Annotated in this window: 17 protein-coding genes; 6 read left to right on the top strand and 11 right to left on the bottom strand. The window is 53.6% G+C overall.

What is annotated here, in order from left to right; genetic code table 11:
- Positions 1-32: 32 nt before the first annotated feature.
- Together ACMHLQ_RS01155 and ACMHLQ_RS01150 are read left to right on the top strand one after the other, a co-directional pair.
- Positions 33-773, top strand: a complete 741-nt coding sequence (locus ACMHLQ_RS01155) for an SDR family oxidoreductase (protein ID WP_415400964.1) — start codon at positions 33-35, stop codon at positions 771-773.
- Between the two features lie 38 nt (positions 774-811).
- Positions 812-1,012 carry a hypothetical protein gene (locus tag ACMHLQ_RS01150; RefSeq protein WP_415401015.1) on the top strand — a complete coding sequence of 67 codons (201 nt, stop codon included), beginning with the start codon at positions 812-814 and terminating at the stop codon, positions 1,010-1,012.
- An 80-nt stretch (positions 1,013-1,092) separates the two neighbouring features.
- Here the strand turns inward: ACMHLQ_RS01150 and ACMHLQ_RS01145 are convergent, their stop codons facing one another.
- The 3 genes from ACMHLQ_RS01145 to ACMHLQ_RS01135 all read right to left on the bottom strand — a co-directional run bounded on the left by ACMHLQ_RS01145 (position 1,093) and on the right by ACMHLQ_RS01135 (position 5,712).
- Entirely contained in the window at positions 1,093-1,881 is a 789-nt protein-coding gene (locus ACMHLQ_RS01145; RefSeq protein ID WP_415400962.1) for an SDR family NAD(P)-dependent oxidoreductase, read from the bottom strand.
- A 128-nt stretch (positions 1,882-2,009) separates the two neighbouring features.
- Positions 2,010-3,809 (bottom strand): NAD(P)-binding domain-containing protein, encoded by a 1,800-nt coding sequence (locus ACMHLQ_RS01140; protein WP_415400960.1) that lies wholly within the window; start codon positions 3,807-3,809, stop codon positions 2,010-2,012.
- 154 nt (positions 3,810-3,963) lie between these two features.
- Entirely contained in the window at positions 3,964-5,712 is a 1,749-nt protein-coding gene (locus tag ACMHLQ_RS01135) for a sigma-54-dependent Fis family transcriptional regulator (RefSeq protein WP_415400959.1), read from the bottom strand.
- A 195-nt stretch (positions 5,713-5,907) separates the two neighbouring features.
- Here ACMHLQ_RS01135 and ACMHLQ_RS01130 point away from each other — a divergent pair, with 195 nt between their 5' ends.
- Positions 5,908-6,081 (top strand): hypothetical protein, encoded by a 174-nt coding sequence (locus ACMHLQ_RS01130; RefSeq protein ID WP_415400957.1) that lies wholly within the window; start codon positions 5,908-5,910, stop codon positions 6,079-6,081.
- Between the two features lie 126 nt (positions 6,082-6,207).
- Here ACMHLQ_RS01130 and ACMHLQ_RS01125 read toward each other — a convergent pair whose 3' ends face one another.
- Together ACMHLQ_RS01125 and ACMHLQ_RS01120 are read right to left on the bottom strand one after the other, a co-directional pair.
- Positions 6,208-7,752, bottom strand: coding sequence for an ATP-binding protein (locus ACMHLQ_RS01125; RefSeq protein ID WP_415400955.1), 1,545 nt, complete (start codon positions 7,750-7,752; stop codon positions 6,208-6,210).
- A gap of 211 nt (positions 7,753-7,963) precedes the next feature.
- On the bottom strand, positions 7,964-8,197 hold the full coding sequence (locus ACMHLQ_RS01120) for a hypothetical protein (protein WP_415400954.1): 234 nt from the start codon (positions 8,195-8,197) through the stop codon (positions 7,964-7,966).
- Positions 8,198-8,279: 82 nt separating this feature from the next.
- Between ACMHLQ_RS01120 and ACMHLQ_RS01115 the strand changes: the two genes are divergently transcribed.
- Positions 8,280-9,200 carry a LysR family transcriptional regulator gene (locus ACMHLQ_RS01115; RefSeq protein WP_415400953.1) on the top strand — a complete coding sequence of 307 codons (921 nt, stop codon included), beginning with the start codon at positions 8,280-8,282 and terminating at the stop codon, positions 9,198-9,200.
- 357 nt (positions 9,201-9,557) lie between these two features.
- Here the strand turns inward: ACMHLQ_RS01115 and ctrA are convergent, their stop codons facing one another.
- From ctrA to ACMHLQ_RS01100, 3 genes are all read right to left on the bottom strand, one after another.
- The gene (gene ctrA / locus ACMHLQ_RS01110) at positions 9,558-10,274 is read right to left on the bottom strand and encodes a response regulator transcription factor CtrA (protein WP_415400952.1); all 717 of its coding nucleotides are present in this window, start codon (positions 10,272-10,274) and stop codon (positions 9,558-9,560) included.
- 100 nt (positions 10,275-10,374) lie between these two features.
- On the bottom strand, positions 10,375-10,794 hold the full coding sequence (locus tag ACMHLQ_RS01105; RefSeq protein ID WP_415400950.1) for a hypothetical protein: 420 nt from the start codon (positions 10,792-10,794) through the stop codon (positions 10,375-10,377).
- Positions 10,795-11,083: 289 nt separating this feature from the next.
- Positions 11,084-12,109, bottom strand: coding sequence for a helix-turn-helix domain-containing protein (locus tag ACMHLQ_RS01100; RefSeq protein ID WP_415400948.1), 1,026 nt, complete (start codon positions 12,107-12,109; stop codon positions 11,084-11,086).
- Positions 12,110-12,207: 98 nt separating this feature from the next.
- Here ACMHLQ_RS01100 and ACMHLQ_RS01095 point away from each other — a divergent pair, with 98 nt between their 5' ends.
- A complete protein-coding gene (locus ACMHLQ_RS01095; RefSeq protein WP_415400946.1) occupies positions 12,208-12,672 on the top strand; it encodes a hypothetical protein in 465 nt (154 codons plus the stop codon).
- A gap of 204 nt (positions 12,673-12,876) precedes the next feature.
- On the opposite strand, the gene ACMHLQ_RS01090 is transcribed toward ACMHLQ_RS01095, so the two are convergent.
- Both ACMHLQ_RS01090 and ACMHLQ_RS01085 read right to left on the bottom strand, forming a co-directional pair.
- Positions 12,877-14,187, bottom strand: coding sequence for a sensor histidine kinase (locus ACMHLQ_RS01090; RefSeq protein WP_415400944.1), 1,311 nt, complete (start codon positions 14,185-14,187; stop codon positions 12,877-12,879).
- Between the two features lie 642 nt (positions 14,188-14,829).
- Positions 14,830-15,816 carry an epimerase gene (locus tag ACMHLQ_RS01085; RefSeq protein WP_415401007.1) on the bottom strand — a complete coding sequence of 329 codons (987 nt, stop codon included), beginning with the start codon at positions 15,814-15,816 and terminating at the stop codon, positions 14,830-14,832.
- On the opposite strand from ACMHLQ_RS01085, the gene ACMHLQ_RS01080 reads away from it, so the two are divergent.
- Positions 15,709-16,146, top strand: coding sequence for a hypothetical protein (locus tag ACMHLQ_RS01080; protein ID WP_415401014.1), 438 nt, complete (start codon positions 15,709-15,711; stop codon positions 16,144-16,146). The genes ACMHLQ_RS01085 and ACMHLQ_RS01080 overlap by 108 nt on opposite strands.
- Before the next feature lie 40 nt (positions 16,147-16,186).
- On the opposite strand, the gene ACMHLQ_RS01075 is transcribed toward ACMHLQ_RS01080, so the two are convergent.
- Positions 16,187-16,444 carry a hypothetical protein gene (locus ACMHLQ_RS01075; protein ID WP_415400943.1) on the bottom strand — a complete coding sequence of 86 codons (258 nt, stop codon included), beginning with the start codon at positions 16,442-16,444 and terminating at the stop codon, positions 16,187-16,189.
- Positions 16,445-16,827: the final 383 nt, after the last annotated feature.

The raw sequence follows: 16,827 nt of genomic DNA, 5'->3' as shown, positions 1-16,827 counted from the left end.
AGCATGGTGCTGGCAAATAGAAAGGAAGTCTCATGACCGATACAAAACCTAGAACTGCAATTGTGACGGGCGCTTCACGCGGAATTGGTGCGGCCGTTGCCGAATGTTTGGCATCGGATGGCTTCAACGTCATCGTGAATTATTCCGGCAGCGAAAACGCGGCGGCGGCCGTCGTCGACAAGATTGAGGCTGCGGGTGGGAAAGCCATTACTGCCAAAGCGGATGTGTCCGATGCGGGTGCCGTGCGACGCATGTTCGATGCAGCTGAAACCGCCTTTGGGGGTGTTGATGTGCTCGTGAACAACGCGGGCATCATGAAGCTGGCGAAGATCTCTGACAGCGACGATGCCCTGTTTGACGCGCATATCGCTGTCAACCTCAAAGGCACATTCAACACGCTTCGAGAGGCGGCGAATAGACTGCAAAGTGGTGGGACGATCGTCAACTTCTCCACCAGCGTCGTCGGCACCAAACTGGAAAACTACGGCGTCTACACAGCGACCAAGGCGGCCGTTGAGACGCTAACGGCAATCCTCTCCAAGGAGCTGCGTGGCCGCAACATCACCGTCAATGCCGTGGCACCCGGGCCAACTGCGACCGATCTATTCCTTGATGGCAAGTCGCCAGAGTTGATCGAGCGTTTCGCCAAAATGGTGCCGCTCGAAAGACTCGGGGAACCCCGCGACATTGCCAATGTCGTGTCGTTTCTGGCCGGGCAGGACGGCGCTTGGGTCAACGGACAGACATTGCGCGCAAACGGCGGGTTGGTCTGAACGGGCTAACCCTCCATTCGAAACAAAGGAGCAATCAAATGACAAAGGAAGCAGAAAAACAAATCATCGTCGTCACAGGCGCATCTAGCGGTTTTGGCGAGATGACCGCTTACGCTCTCGCTGATGCGGGCCATACCGTCTATGCATCCATGCGCGCACTGGTACATGACCGCCGCGCAACCTCGCAACAGGTTTGGAAAGCATCATATGGGCTGGTTCCATCTAAGGCACCAGAGTAGGATTCACCAAAAAGGAGCGGTTGCACATCCAAGCGCGTCTGTTAGGTCACCAAGTGACGCCTTGGCATTCCCTAGGTGGCTTATTCGAACACCAACCCACCATCCACGATGACGGTCTGCCCGGTCATGAACTCTGACCCGGACGAGGATAGGAATGTCGCCACACCGGCCATATCGTCCGGTTCAGAAGCGCGACCGAGGACGGCGATCCCGGCGAACTCATCGAAGGCCTGGTTTTCCTTTTCTGTCAAACCGCTATCCTTGAAACCTTCGTCAATCAATTTCCACATATCAGTTGCGACGACCCCTGGGCAGATGGCATTCACTCGTATTTTTTGGTCTCCAAAGGCGCGGGCCGCAGCTTGCGTTAGGGCAACAACGGCAAACTTGCTGGCCGAGTAGTGAGCGAGTGGCTCATACCCCTGTTTGCCCGCAATAGAGGCCGTGTTGACGATGCTGCCGCCGATGCCTTGTTCAATCATCTTCTGGGCGGCCTCTTGCATGCAGATCAGAACACCTTTTGCGTTGACGTCCATGACGTCCTGCCAGTCTTTTTCGGTTATGCTCAGGAACGGGCGCACCTGTGCAATGCCTGCATTGCTGAACATAGTGTCGAGTTTGCCAAAATGCGCACATGCGGTTTCAATCATGTCTTTGACATTTGCGCGGTCGCGCACGTCCACGGTGTAGGCCGTAGCCGTTCCTCCGCCCGATTTGATCTCGTCCGCCGCTTCTTTTGCCAGATCGCTATTTATGTCCGCGATCATCACTTGGGCGCCGTTCTTGGCCAGACCCTTTGCCATTGCCGCACCAATGCCGCGGCCTGCTCCGGTTACGATTACGCCTTGTCCTTCGAGAGTAGCTTCCATGGGGATTACCCTTCCATCTAGGTACTTGATGCGCCTGATTCTTGCGAAAGTTTGCCTTAGAGAGCGCATGTCAGCGTTTGAAGATTGAGTGCGTCGGGCAGAACGGCCCGACGTCAAGAATATTGTGATCAGCTGAGGTGATGCACGCCTTGCAGCCCATAGACCGGCGTCGGAATACCCTCCATCCGTGCCTTGATCTGCAGGGACAGGAATTGCGAGTAGTGCCGCGACTGGTGCAGGTTACCGCCGTGCATCCACAGGTTCGGCACGTTGGTCGGCTTCCACATGTTGCGCTGTTCGCCTTCCCACGGCCCCGGGTCTTTCGTCGTGTCAGAGCCAAGCCCCCAGCATTTGCCGAGCTGGTCGGCCATTTCTTGGCCCATCAGGTCAGCCACCCACCCGTTCATGGAGTTGTAACCCGTGGCGTAGACCACCAGATCGGCATCGAGATGGGTGCCGTCATCAAGGATCACCCCGGTCTCATCCAGCTCCACCACCTGGCCGCGCTTCAATTTGATCTCACCATCGATGATCAGCTGGCTGGCGCCCACATCAATGTAATATCCCGAACCGCGACGCAGGTACTTCATGAAAAGCCCGCTCTCATCATCGCCCCAGTCCAGCCAGAAGCCGGCCTTTTCCAACCCGTCATAGAACGCCTTGTCGCGTTCCTTCATCGCTTGATAGGCGGGGATCTGGAATTCATGCAGGATCTTGTAGGGCAGGGAGGCGAAGATCAGGTCGGCTTTCTCGGTGGTCATTCCCGCCTGCACCGCCTTCTCCGAATAGAGATCGCCAAGCGCGATATCCATCAACGTATCAGAGCGCACAATGTGGGTGGAGGAGCGCTGCACCATGGTCACATCGGCATCGCCTTCCCAAAGGGCTGCACAGATGTCATGGGCGGAGTTGTTGGACCCCACAACCACCACCTTCTTGCCCTTCCAAGCGTCGGGGCCCTCATGCTCAGACGAGTGCTGCTGCACGCCCTTGAACTTGTCCATGCCGGGGAAGTCTGGCATCCGCTTCTTCCCGGACATGCCGGTGGCCATGATTAGCTGGGTGGGTTCCAGCGTGACCGTCTGCCCATCGCGATCGACGACAATGGTCCATTTGCCGCTCGACTCGTCGAAACTGGCGGATTTGGCGATGGTTTTGGACCAGTAATTCAGCTCCATCACCTTGGTATACATCTCTAGCCAGTCGCCGATCTTGTCCTTCGGCGTAAAGACAGGCCAGTTGTCGGGAAACTTGATGTAGGGTAGATGGTCGTACCACACCGGGTCATGCAGGCAGAGCGACTTGTAGCGGTTGCGCCAGCTGTCGCCGGGGCGGTCGTTCTTCTCGATGATGATGGTGGGCACGCCCAACTGGCGCAACCGCGCGCCCATGGCGATACCGCCTTGCCCACCACCAATGATCACGCAGTAGGGCTGGGTCTTGTAGCCAAGTTCGGCCTCCTCCTGGGCGCGTTCCTCTGACCAGGTGGCCCGGTGTTTGCCGGCGCCATGTTTGGCGCCAAGGGCCCGATTAAAGCCTGCATGCTCTTCATGGCCTTTCAGCTCGACCATCGTTGTCAGCAGGGTCCAGATCTTGTCACCCTTCAGCCGCACCAGCCCGTAGCCGCGCGCGACTGCAGTCTCGAAAGTGATCCAGGCTGTCGTAACGCCGCCATCTTCCGTGGGCACTTCACCCTCAGCAACCTTCCAGTTGCCGGGCTTGGTCGTGTTCAGCTGGTGGGCGAGCATGTCGGCCACCTGGTCCTTGCCCTCGACGGTCTTGATGTTCCAGGTGAAGGTGACCAGGTCGCGCCAGTAGCAATCATCGTCAAACATCTCGGTCGCCGCGGCGACATCCCTGCTTTCAAGCGCCGCACCAAAGCGATCCAGAAACGCCTGGGTCTGGTCCGTTACTGTTGTGTCGAGCATAGTTCCTCCCTTTCGTTAATCGTCCTCCGCCAATGAACTAGGCAGTTCTCGCATCGTCAGGGCAAAGACAAATGCGGCGAATCCGAAACCAAGGCAGAAATGCGGCTGTTCTTGTTGCGCGCGCAACAGCGACGCAACAAACGAGTCTTGCTGTTTAAAGAGAGGCTACCAGCCCAGCTTTGCGCGCTCGGCGCAAGATCGTGGAGCGGTTGAGCCCAAGTCGTCTTGCCGCTTCGGACATGTTCCAATTACAGGCCGTCAGCAAAGCCTCAAGATCTGCTGTGTCCGCTGCATGCAACACCGATGGTTGCAGTGGTGGGGGCGGAAGGTCCGCGATATCGAGTGTCACGCCCTCGCAGAGGGTCACAGCGCATTCCAGCACATGCTCCAGTTCTCTGATGTTTCCCGCCCAGGCTCTCGATTTCAATTCCGCGCGCGCCAGAGGTGACAGGAGGATATCCTCGCTTGAACACCGTCGCAGAATTCGGTTGATCAGCCAATCAATATCCGCGCGGTTGCGTAGCGGAGGCAAGTCCAGCGTTGCTCCGACCAGCCGATGCACAAGGTCATCGCGCAAGACGTCGGCAAGAGCGGAAGGCGCGCATCGGCATGAGGCGATGATACGCAATTCAGGGCGGCTTTCTAGAAAGGAAAGCAGGCCAGCTTGCGCTTGAAAAGACAGGTCCTCGACACCACGCAAGTACAGCGTTCCAACATTCGTTTCAAAGACGTTGTCGATTGCACTTAGTCCGGTACAGCGTACTGACTGAAATCCGCCTGCCCGCGGGTCCGACAGATAGATCGCGCGGGCGAGCTTTTCCTTGCCGGTTCCCGTCTCACCAGAGATGAGCAAGGGCAAGTTGGTCGGGGCCAGCCGCGACGCCTTGAAAAGCAAAGACTGCAAGGCGGCATCAGGCCCAGCAAAACTGCCAAGCGGGCCAGGCAACTCTGGCTGGCGACGCCGGAACATGGATGTCGATTGAGGAGTTTGGGGGGCGATCGCGTGGCCAAAAAGCGCGCGACCGTCGGTCATGCGCAAGACCCGTTGTTCGGAGGGGCGCCCCCGCATGAAATCGGGTAGGTCATCGACGGACATTTCCAGCCAGTCTTCAAGCCGTGAGCCAATCACTTTACTTTTGCCCGTGGGATCGAGGGTCCGGTGTGCGCCGGATGTCATGCCGACAATGCGCCCTGATCCGTCCAGCGCGACGGCAGCCTCCGGGTCCACTTCGAGGAATTCCGGACTTCCCGAGAACCGCAAAACCCAGTCACGACGGGTCTCGGCCATAAGATTGGCCATCTCGACCCGGCGAGTTGAATTGGTCACAAGAGTCATGGCCAGGTTCTGTGAGGATTTCGGCGACGGCCCGCGCAGCAGCGACACATCAAGAACCGCAGCCAGCGACCCTTGCGTGTTAAAAATCGGCGCAGCGGTGCAGGACAAAGGCGTATGTGTCAGCGAAAAATGGTCACCCTGATGAATGGTGACCGGCTCGCCCGTCACCAAACAGGAGCCGACCCCGTTGGTGCCTGCCAGATCCTCGGTCCACTTGTAGCCCATGTACAAACCGGCCGCGCGCAGATCGTCCTCAAAATTCCGATCACCAAAAAAATCGACGCAGACGCCCTTGTCGTCAGCCAACAACACCACGTAATTCTGGCCGGCCACTTGGTGAAAAAGAGATTGAAGGCCCGACCGCGCTGTGGCGATCAGCCTTTCGGACTGTTCTCGATGTTCACGATACTCGGTCTGCGGAAGTATGTGCGCGGGCTCTCGTCGGGATGGGTCCATGCCATAGGACTCAATACAGCGCTGCCAGCTATCGGCGACAAGGCGGTCGCGCCCCGTGTCCACGCCATTCAAAACAAGATCAATTTCCTCAAGGTGGTCGCTATCTTGCATATCCCCTCCCCAAACGGCTTGAGCTTCAGGATACCACAATTGCCACATCGGCGTCGTTCGACTGCTTATGAGCTCGAATTGCCAGATGTTACATCTTGCGCCAATGCCCGCATCGAGGAAGCTGCGTCGCGGCGACAGGACACTGGCGGAAGGTCCGGAATGGGCAGTAAGAGACGGCATGGCCGCGTAGGCTGGATGACCGGCACGCGGGACAATCCCGCCAAACAGTTTTCGCGCTTCGCCGACGCAGCATCCGTTCGCGCGTGCGGCACGTCTTTTATTACAACCCGGCGCATGTCGTCATTGCGGTCGTTCGCGGGGGCGATTTCGACCGAACCGACACCCAGCTTTCGCCGCAACCTGATCTGACAACTCAGAGGCGGCCGGAGTGTGAATTCGGTGCGAAAGCGTCCGTGTTTGGGGCAAGTTTTGAACCGCGAGGCTTTCGACAGCGTGAGTGAGCTTTGAATCCTGATCTGAGATGCCTATAGTCTCCTAGACGCCTGCCTTTTTCAACGAAAGCTGCTTTTTCACAACGCTTGCAAGTTGCACGAGATCAATTGGTTTGCTCAGAAAGGCATCCGTCTGAGCCAAAGCCTGCTTACTGTATTCATCAGCAGAAGCGGCATATCCTGAAATCATTATGGTCGGTACGTTCGGGGCGTGCTCCTTGACATGTTGGACAATATTCCAGCCTTGAACTGGGCCAGGCATAACTGCGTCAGTCAAAACGAGATCGGGGAAGCCCCCTTTACACGCAATGGCTTCCAGCGCGTCCGACCCGTTTTCGTAAGTTGTTACGGTGTATCCTTCCCGTTCGAGCATAATGGCCATCGCGCGCAGCAACTGTCTATTGTCGTCAACCAGTGCAATGGAGTACCGCTGCGGGTCGCGAATAGAGTTAAGGTTTCCAGCCGTTTGCCGATCATCTTCTTGGGGGATCTGGCTCGTCGGCGGCAACAGAATACTAATAGCTGTCCCAACGCCGCTTTGACTGTCGACTTCGACGCTTCCTTGCGACTGTTCCGCAAACCCTTTGACCATTGAGAGACCAAGCCCTGATCCCTCACCATCGCGGCTCGTAGAGAAGAAAGGGTCAAAGATTTGATTTTTGTTGGAATCAGAAATACCCACGCCATCATCTGCTACGGTAAGTCGGACATGCTTTCTACCAGCTATTACATCCTGGGTTGCGGAAATTGAAATCTTTCCTCTACCAGTAATTGCTTGTGCCGAGTTGAGCGCGAGATTCAGCAGCGCGCTTTGCAGCGCTGAAGGATCGACGAATACGTTGTCCGTCTTTGGCTCAACGTCAAACTGAAGAGCTATGCGGGCTGGGAACAGTCGTCTCACGTATCTTTCGAGTTCCTCAAATGCCTTGGTCGGAGAAACCGCAATCGGTTGAAGTGGTGCTTTTTGACCAAAAGACAGAAGCTTCGATGTGAGGTCGGAACAACGCTCGGCGGCGTTCAATGCTTCGGCAGTTAAACTTTCGGCCTCCTGCCTGCTTGCCGCACCAGGCACTAATTGCAGGTTGCCCGAAATGACACTCAGAAGATTGTTGAAGTCGTGCGCAATCCCGCCAGTCAGTTTGCCCATAACGTCCAGTTTCTGTGACTGTTGCAGTTGCTCGAGCATCTCCAGCGATTGAGCTTCTTTTCTATAAGATTGCGACAGCATCACGACGAAGAATGCAGAGATAGCCAAACCGCAGATAGCGAACAGGGTTGCCTCAGCGGTCACCCCCTCCCTGAAGATGGAATGCATTGAGATGACAACAAAGACAGCTGCATCGGGCACCAAAAAGCACATCAGGATGCTGGGGAAAGCCGCCCGATTGAGCATCGAGTGCATGCTTGAAGCGGTGACAAGTGCCAGCGCGGCAAACTTTGCAACATCTGAACCCAGGAACCAAAGATACACTGGCATTGCGCAATACACAGAGGCCTCAACGAACAGTACACAAAGGACTAAAGAGTATTGAAGTTTTGTTGGAGAGCTTGGGACGAGGCGCACCACCGCCTTTTCAGAGAGTTGCATTGCAACGTAGGCGAAACCCCAAATCGCACAAACCCACCATCCGGCCAAAAAATAGCTACTTGCGCATACGCCCAAAATCAAACCAACTTGGAGAAGGAATTCCGTGTCCGTAGGCGGTTCCAACTTCCGAAGCAGACGAATCTGTTGCGAGAAGTCCGCCTCGTCTGCGCCCGCTTTGCATGGCACTCTATTAGTTTGAAACACTTCCGAACTACCCGGTGTGGCGGGTCAATATGAACTTCACCCTCTGATACGCGACCTCAATCTCGTTGGCCACGTCGTCAAATCCTTGCCTTTCGGCAGCCAGCTTCAAGTCGTAAAGCACGTCCAGCGACCAGGACATTTGTTGGTGCGGTTGTGGCGTACAATTGCGATGATGTCCCGTTCCATCAATCACTGTCAGGAACGACTTTCCTGAAGTGCTTCTAGTACCGGTAGTATTCATGCCTACACCTTCCTGAAATCACGCATCTGTGAGAAAACAATAGGGAATGGCGATGGATCAATGCAGGGGAGACAAAAAAAGCATGAAGAAAGTTGATGTGTTGGCGCTTGATGGACGTCTGCTGAAAACGTTCCTTGCGGTTTATGAAACCGGGTCCGTAACACGAGCGTCTGAGTTGCTTGGCGTGAGTCAATCCTCAGTCAGTCATAGCCTGAACAGGTTGCGGGACTGCTTGGATGACCCATTGTTTAGGAAAGTGGGACGCGGCATCGCGCCAACAAATGCCGCAGACCTTATTGCTCCAAAAGCAGCACAGATCGTCAGCGACATGGAGAGTTTGGAACTGCACAGCGAGTACGACCCGTCGGCGGACGAAGGCTTTTTCACAGTTGCGACAAATGTAACAGAACTTCTGCCCGCACTGTCTGCCCTGAAGCAAATGGTTGAGCAAAGTCCCAGCAATGCCAAATTGAAGTTTATCGAACTCGGAGACCGAAGGCGAGTGCTCGAAATCTTGGATAAGAACCGGGCTGACCTTGCAGTGACTGCATCCGTTGGATCCTATCCGTTGGAACTTTCGGTAAAGCGTCTGTATCAAGACCCTATAGTTTGCTTCTATGATAATTGTTGCCGACGAGCGCCAACCAGTTGCATCGAATACTGTGACGCGAGGCATGCCGTGTTGGACTTTGGCGGAGAGAACAAAAGCATTGTCGATAGAGCGTTAGAGACATCAGGCCTATCGAGAAAGATCCACTTGGCAGCGTCCAACTCTTATGCACTGGCCCGGCTTGCGATGGGAACCGACCTTATAGCAACTCTTCCCAGGGCGTTGGCCAATGATGCTTTTCGAGGATTCGAGTATTGTTCCGCGCCATTCTCGCTGCCGCCCGTGACCTACGACTTTGTCTGGCATCGGCGCTATGAAACCTCTGCCAGACACATGTGGCTCCGCAGCATCTTTTCTGAAGCAGTCGCGATGTCGCCGCATTTGGGCAAATAGCCAAGGGATCAAGTTCTTCGGATGCCAGAAATGTACTTTGCCCGCAGAGGCGACTATCGAACCGCAGCACTAGATCGTTGCAGCCATTCACAAATATGCTGTCAAACCGGACCAGTTCAGTCCCGTCATTCGATTTCCAGCCTTCGCTAACGCAGCATCCGCTCGCAAGTGCAGCACCGTTTCCACCGCACTATAGCAAACGTGGCCATAGCTGCCGTTCAGACGGTGCTCGATAGCCACTGGAAAAACACTCCAAATGTCTTCTGTGCCTAATGGTCGAGGACATTAAATGGGCAGAAGCTTTGGAAGCCTAGCCAGATCGCGTGGAAAGTTTGAGACCAAGTTTGAAACAATCTGCTAGGCGACCTTTCGCTTCATTCGTGACTTTGCATCCTTTGTCGCAAGATCCCGTAACACGTACCCCTGTCCCCAGACAGTTTCGATCGGGTTCACCCCGCCTGTCGCTTTTTGGAGTTTCTTGCGCAACTTGCAGATGAATACGTCAATGATTTTGATCTCCGGCTCGTCCATGCCGCCGTACAGGTGGTTCAAAAACATCTCTTTGGTCAATGTGGTACCTTTTCGCAGCGAAAGAAGTTCTAACATCTGATATTCTTTAGCTGTGAGTGGTACTGTCATCCCGTCAACACTCACAGTTTTTGCATCGAGGTTCACTGCAATTGAACCGATTTCAATTATAGACTGTGAGTATCCTCTTGACCTGCGAACGATGGCGTGGATGCGTGCAGTCAATTCTTCGCTCTCGAATGGCTTGGTCAAATAGTCGTCTGCGCCGACCCCAAAACTCTTCAACAGGTCTACGCTGTTGTCGGAACCTGTGAGAATGATGACTGGAGTATTTATGCTGCCAGCCCTGAGCTTCCTTAAGACATCATGACCATTCATATCCGGGAGGTTCAAATCAAGAAGTATGAGATCAAAATCGTAGAGTTTCGCAAGGTCGATGCCGTCCTCGCCTAGGTCGGTCGTGTAAACACTGATGCCGACGGTTGTCAGTATCAATTCGATGCTACGAGAAACGGTAGGATCATCTTCAATCAGCAGTACTCGCATCCGGAATTTTCCATATCACTGCGGCTGACGTAAAGTGGTCAGCTTTTCGAAGGTTATTGGTGAGCAATCATGTGGCCTAAGCGACAGCCCGTTGCAGTTGCTATACAAGAGCGCCAGTTTTGGCGTTGCCGCCTAGAGCGCACTGGAGATACTCATCCAAGGCCCCCAATAGGGCGTCCAACTCAAATTCTCCTCTCAAATGGACTCTAACGCCTAGGCTGGCGACCAAATTGTCGATCCAGCCGGGATTGAAAGTTGAGTAAGAAACAAGGAGCGGCCTTTGGTCCAGCTGGGCCTTTGACAAGGCGAGGAAATGTTCGGGTGATGTTTCATCCATCACATCAAATGGCAGTGCCACAACATCAAGGGAACCCAGGCGGATCAACTCAACAAGTTGCTCAAAGCTCGAATAAGGCACAACATCCCATCTGCAGCCCTCACGCTCTATCAAGGCACGTTTTCCGACTTCACTTGCGCATACCGCCACTGTCATGCGGTGCTTGTTAGAAAAAGACGACATGTCGCCCTCCAAGAGTCTTCATTGTTCGAGGCGCGGCTTCAAATAGCTGCGCGCCAGATGATTGGTATTCATCAACAGTCTCACTTTTGGTGCCCAGTCGAGGAGTTGATCCCAGGGTGGGCGAAGATAGGCCTTTAACGACCTACCCAAATCTATGTCTAGATGAGACAGCTTGTATCAATTTCTGAGGTTCATATACGCAGTTCGCGTATGGATTGCATTGAGCGGACGTGCCAGAAATTTGACGAGTCGTGCCAACGCATCGCGTGTGGTGTCACGCTCCGGACTGCTAACGTAGCAGGCGTTGCCTCAGTTTCTTCGGCGTTTCGCCGAAGTACTTTGTGACGGCGCGTGTAAAAGCGGACTGTTCAGAATAGCCCACATCACCTGCGATAACGGAAAGTGGGATACCTTTGGTGCGCAGTTTGGCTTCCACTAGCGCAAACCGGGTTTCCTCCACCAAGTTCTCATATGTTAGACCTACATCGGACAAGCGGCGCTGCAGAGTTCTCTTACTCATTCCTACAGCGGAAGCTGCTCGCTCAATGGTCAAGCCTCCTCTTGGCAACGCTTGGATGACATTCTCTCTCAGAACGTCGGAGAGCGACTTTTGATCAATTTTTCGGTCTAGTTCCGTCTGACACTCTCTGTTCATCAACTCAAAAAGAACAGGGTTCGAAGCCGAGTTATGCTCGTCTAGAAAAGTAGCGGACATGGTCATTCGGTTGACAGGAGCGTTGAAGTCAATCGGAGCCGCAAACGCATGCTGATGCAGTGACCTGTTCGGTGGTGCCTCACGCATAAGTTCAAAGCGCAGAAATCTTTGTCGCCCGCTCGTCAAAAAAGAAATAACCTTCAATACTTGGTTAACGGAAAAATCTGTGAACTGCTCGGGTGACCGCACGGCGGGTGAGTACTCCCACTCAATCGCACCGCATTGGCGATCTAAGGTCAGGTTGAACTGGCGGTGATCGACAACCGTGTCGATGTACTTGGCGAAGAACAACAGCATATGCCTTAGTGTTGGTGCTGCCAAAAGACCTTGAGCAAAAGCGCCTGTACCACCGGTTGAATAGTAGTTTGAATATCGCACTCCAAAATCATCATACCCCGTGATTCCTGCACCTGCCTCCATCAGTCGGCAGAAGACATCCAAATCAATCCGTGCATCCAAATCAGTGAACGTATCGACATTGAAGCCAAAAGGTTCAACGAGCGGATCAATGTCAACGGAGTGTTGTGCCAAAAAATCGGGTAAATCCCGCCCGACGGTTGCCAACACACTCGCTGATGGCAGTCCCAAGGTTTCACGCATGGATGGAACTGTCAAAAGAATGGCACTAAATGTCAAATACAAACCGATCGAGCCCGCTATTACATAATGTTTCAAACTCTTGCAGGCAAAGAACCAAGATGAGCGAAAATGCTGACCTTCTTCCAAAAGATGCACCCGAAGTGCACGTCCAACTTGTGGCCACCTGGTTGAGCCTCGACAGGGAGCGAAGTCCAGGCCGCGCCGAGTTTAGTGTTGGCAAATGGGCATCCGACCAGCACGAGTGCTTTTTGGTACATCAGCTCTCAACAGACGATGAACCTCTTAAGCTCCAGTTCGGTGACGCGACTGAGCTATCGTTCATCCCCAACGGGGCAGACGTATCTGGGAAATGCCTGTCGGATGTCTTGGACAGATTCCTGCTAGAGAAAGCCGAGAATGCATTTCGAAACTGCTTCCGCCGCAAGGAGCCGTACTACTCGGAGTACATCAGCTCCCAGTTCGGGAGAGGACACGCACACTTCAAACGCCTGTCTCTTCCTTTGGTCGATGAGAACGGAACGCTTCGTTCCGCATTTGGCAGTGTCGTGCGCATTCCAAACTGAACTAGTCGTAGCTGCATTCCGCTCAAAAGAAAGTCAGTATCCGGACACAGGGGACTAGATAACCATTCGCCAGGACGGTTCAGATTTCGACGCGCTCTACGGTGCCAAGGGCGTTTTCAAGTTCAAAATGAAACATTGGAAGGCTCAGTATACCACTCAAAGGTTAGCCAACTTTGCACGATTGGCTGATGCAGACAAAAACTGTCAGTTCTCATAGCCAATCAGCGGTAAGTACATCTCCACAGTTGTCCCGTTCGAGGAGGTTTCGATCCTCAGCGCGCCCTCAAAGCTCTCTGCAATTGATAGGACCATGGAGAGACCGAGCCCTGTGCCCTGACCAACTGCTTTGGTTGTAAAGAATGGCTCGGCGACGCGCTCTAGAACTTTGCTCGGGATTCCATGGCCGTTATCTTTGACCTCGTACACAACGAACGGACCTTTTGGCGGCGCCTTGTCACCAACAAAACCTGTTTCAGCAGCTACTTCTTTGATCTTTGCAAGAACGCTTACCTTGCCCTTGGCGCTGCAAGCATCAATTGCATTGGAAACCAAGTTCATCAGGGCGGTAGCAACGTGGTCTGTGTCCGCACTGATACTGGCCGGCTCTTCTAACATCAGCCAGTTCAACTGAACACTTGCAGGAACAGCGTTTTTGGTGAGCGATCTGGCGGACATCATCGGAACATTTGCGTCTGCTATCGTGTTGCTTAGCGGCGCTTTCCGCGCAAACAGCAGCATCTGGCGAACGGTGGAGGCAGCCTTCACGCTTGCCTGCTCGGCTTCGAGGATAACTTCTTGTTTTTCGTCCTCGTTTTCCAAGTGCCTATAAATCTCCAGATTGCCTTGGATCGCAGTCAAGATGTTGTTGAAATCATGCGCAACGCCGCCCGCCAACTGGCCCAGTGCGGCCATCTTTTGGGCCTGGAAAGCGGTCTGCTTTGCCGCTTCTTCCTCTAGAATTCTTCGGCGCGTCGATAATAGGGACTGCCAGAGATAGAACACAAGCGCCGTCCAACTCAGACCTATGCCGATGATTGCAGTAGTATCTCGTAGCCCAAGCAAATGGGGTAGAAGGAACGCCGTGGTTGTGCCGAAGAAAGCAAGAGTCAAAGCAGCGATGAGCTTCTTGTTGGTGTCACCGCGATGCACCAAGTGCACCAGTTGAGCACCGATCAAAGCGGCGCCAGCCAAGTTCAAATTCTGATCAGAACTCAATAGCATTTTACTTGGTAGCCAAAGGAAAACGACTGTAAGCAGAGCAATACCGAGATAGATGACATCAGTTTGAAATGCCGAGACATCTCCTTTCAAGGACCGCAAGTAAATCCGGTGAACCCAATACATGCAGACGTAAGCGATGGCCCAAACAAGTGAGATTGGGTCTCCCGTGTAACCAAGAAAGACTAGGGCACCGATCGGTATCCCAATCATCCGAACAGCAACATCGGCTTTATTGCGCTCTTCCAGCAAAATGAGACGCTTTATCTCTATGTCGTCACTCGATTTTTCGGGCATCTGGCTTCTTTTGTGCGGGCTACAAGCTGCAAGAAAGGCAACGTTTCTTTGAATTGCAACTGGACTCTACCAGCGCGGGAAGCATCAAAATGCCGTGCTCAAATTAGGTACACGGACTGTCAGCATCATTGCGGAACGTGTTGGACTCACATCCTTAAGAAACTGTCGACGGAAATAATTGACTAAGACAGTATCGTCAAAGGTTGGAGGGTCGGTATCGGTGACACTCGGTGCGGGGCAGCAGTAAGCCTGGTGCAACCGCAAAAGAATGCTGCATCAGCGAAGCCTCAAAAATTAAAGTTCAGTTTGTACGTGACTCGTGAATTGCCATTGAAGATTTCGCTACGCGATGAACGAATGGCAGCTATCTCCGCCCCTGCGCATCGTACTGGACCGAGCATCCGCAGCAATTTTCGTACTACGTGCACACGCAGCGAAGAAAGTCGATGGCCGGGTTGGGCTCGCTGCTGACCTTCGTTGCATCCAGCTCGAAGGTTCCCCCGCATCCCCAAGCGGACATGGATAAACTAGTCCCAGATGTCTGCTGTTGCGGGGAACCGGACTTTCGCTGCGGGTGAACAAACGTCGGCTCTAGGCATTTAGGCGTCAAAAGTAACCTCACCGCGACTTAGAGACAGCAGCTTAGGATACTCCAATCAAAATCTGTTTTTCTTGCTCGGCGCTTAGTCCGCAAATCAGAGCCTTGTCACGCCTTGTGCGATCCCAGCTCAAGAGTTTTTTGAGCGTTTCCCTCATGGGATGGACTTCAAGACCAGCATTTTTGGCACGGCTGGCATCCACTTCAAGAAAATGACGGAAAGCTGGCGCGTCGGGAGCCATAAGAGGCACATCTGTCCAAGGTTCAGCGCCTGCGTCCATGAAAACACTGGCAGGAACCCAGTGAATTTCACCTGCTGATGCAGTGGTTTCCTGGATCTCGTTGAGTAGATCCTGCATCGTCATGACATCGCCGTTCACATTCCAAATGCCGCCAAGGTTGTCTTCGGCACAGAACACTGCGAACCTTGCGGCGTCACGCACATCAAGGATTTGAACCGGGCGGTCGGTTGGCAGCGGTGCAACCACTGTTGGGCTCTTTGAGCGCCCGGCTTCATCAATTCTCCGAACCCACCAAGTAAGTCGGTCGGTATAGTCTCCTGCGCCGACGATTAAACCTATTCGCAGCGCAGTTGCTCTGTCTCCCAGTTTCTGTTCGGAAATGATTTCGCATGCGCGTTTCAGTGGGCCATACGAGCGTCCGTAAGCAACAGCAGAGCCACGGTCTTCAAGAGGCACGGCGTCCGCCCGTTCAAAATCATCTTGGGTAGCCTCTGGTACGTCAGCAGCTTCAGTCAGACCGGGCTTATCGTACCGACCATACGTCGAAAGTGATGAAGCCAGAACGTATCGCTCAGGCTCATTGTCCAGTGCACCCAACAAAGTTGATACCGCATCCGGCGTGAATGCACAGGTATCAAAGACCCATTCGAAATGTCGCCCCTTTAGCGCGCTCAAGCTTCTATGGCGATCAGCTTCAATGACTTCGACAGCTTCCGAAAGTGTTCGCGAGGTAACACCCCTCGAAAGCACAGCGACCCGATGTCCACGTTCAACGAGTGCGTCAACAATCGCACCGCCAAGGAATCCCGTTCCGCCAACCACAAGTTTTTGAGAGTCGCTTTGCACCACCAATCTCCCGAGAGTCTATTGATCGATCAATCGCAGCATATGAGACATTCGCTGCGCCGCCATCGCTGGGTGAGTATGGGCTCACTTGAGACCTTCGCCGCGTCTGGCGGCAAGATCGTCCTGCAGCCCAAGCCAGTCATTTATCCTGACAACCAGTCTGGCGCCGCCGCTTCTCCAAAGAAAACATTCTTCTTGTTGAAAGCCTGTCCAATCAATCATTGCTCTGTCGAATATGTCGGCAACACTCACTTCGTCCAGAGTCAAGAATAAACACGCACTTACACGTCGACGCAAACTCGGACGTCGATTGTCATTGGCAACGAACGGTGTCGTATCTCTCGGTGTCATGGATGTCTGTACCTTGATGATTGCAAACGCCAATGCTTGCGCCGAGCACAGCACAGTCTCTTGTTGCGTGATGCACAGCATTCACCCGGGCCAATACAACATCATGTTTAGCTGCAGTTAGGGCAGTGTCCAACTGACCGTCAAGGTGGGCCAGATTGTGCTTCTTGGCGTATCTTTTCAGATCCTCACACACCTCAATAATCCAGTCGTGTTTTTGCATTTCCGAATCCTTGGTTTGTCTACACCTCAACCAAAGGATGATTTGGTTAACTGTTGGTAAAGCCGAGAAAGGATGGTCCATCGTTTGGGTCCAACTGTGAGCGTACAGTTACAGTTGGATGTGACGTAGACAGGCTGCCGATCATCCGCTCGTCGCTGCATCTCGACGCGCGCAGCAAATCCAAAAGGGCCAAATAAGTTTGGCTAAATCCGGCACGACGCGCTTCTTCAGCGGCGATCATGACACGTGTTTCGAACCATTCATTTGTAGGCATTCGGTTTACCTCCATAAATGATGGGTAAATTTTTCCCAAGTTCGTTAACGACCTCTTAACGTGGTGGTAAAGTCGAGTAACACAGGCGAGAGTTCGCCTACCTGGCCTT

Source organism: Tateyamaria algicola (assembly GCF_047715485.1).
Classification (GTDB): domain Bacteria; phylum Pseudomonadota; class Alphaproteobacteria; order Rhodobacterales; family Rhodobacteraceae; genus Tateyamaria.
The sequence above is the reverse complement of the archived record's forward strand: the minus strand, read 5'-3'. Positions and strand labels throughout refer to the sequence as shown.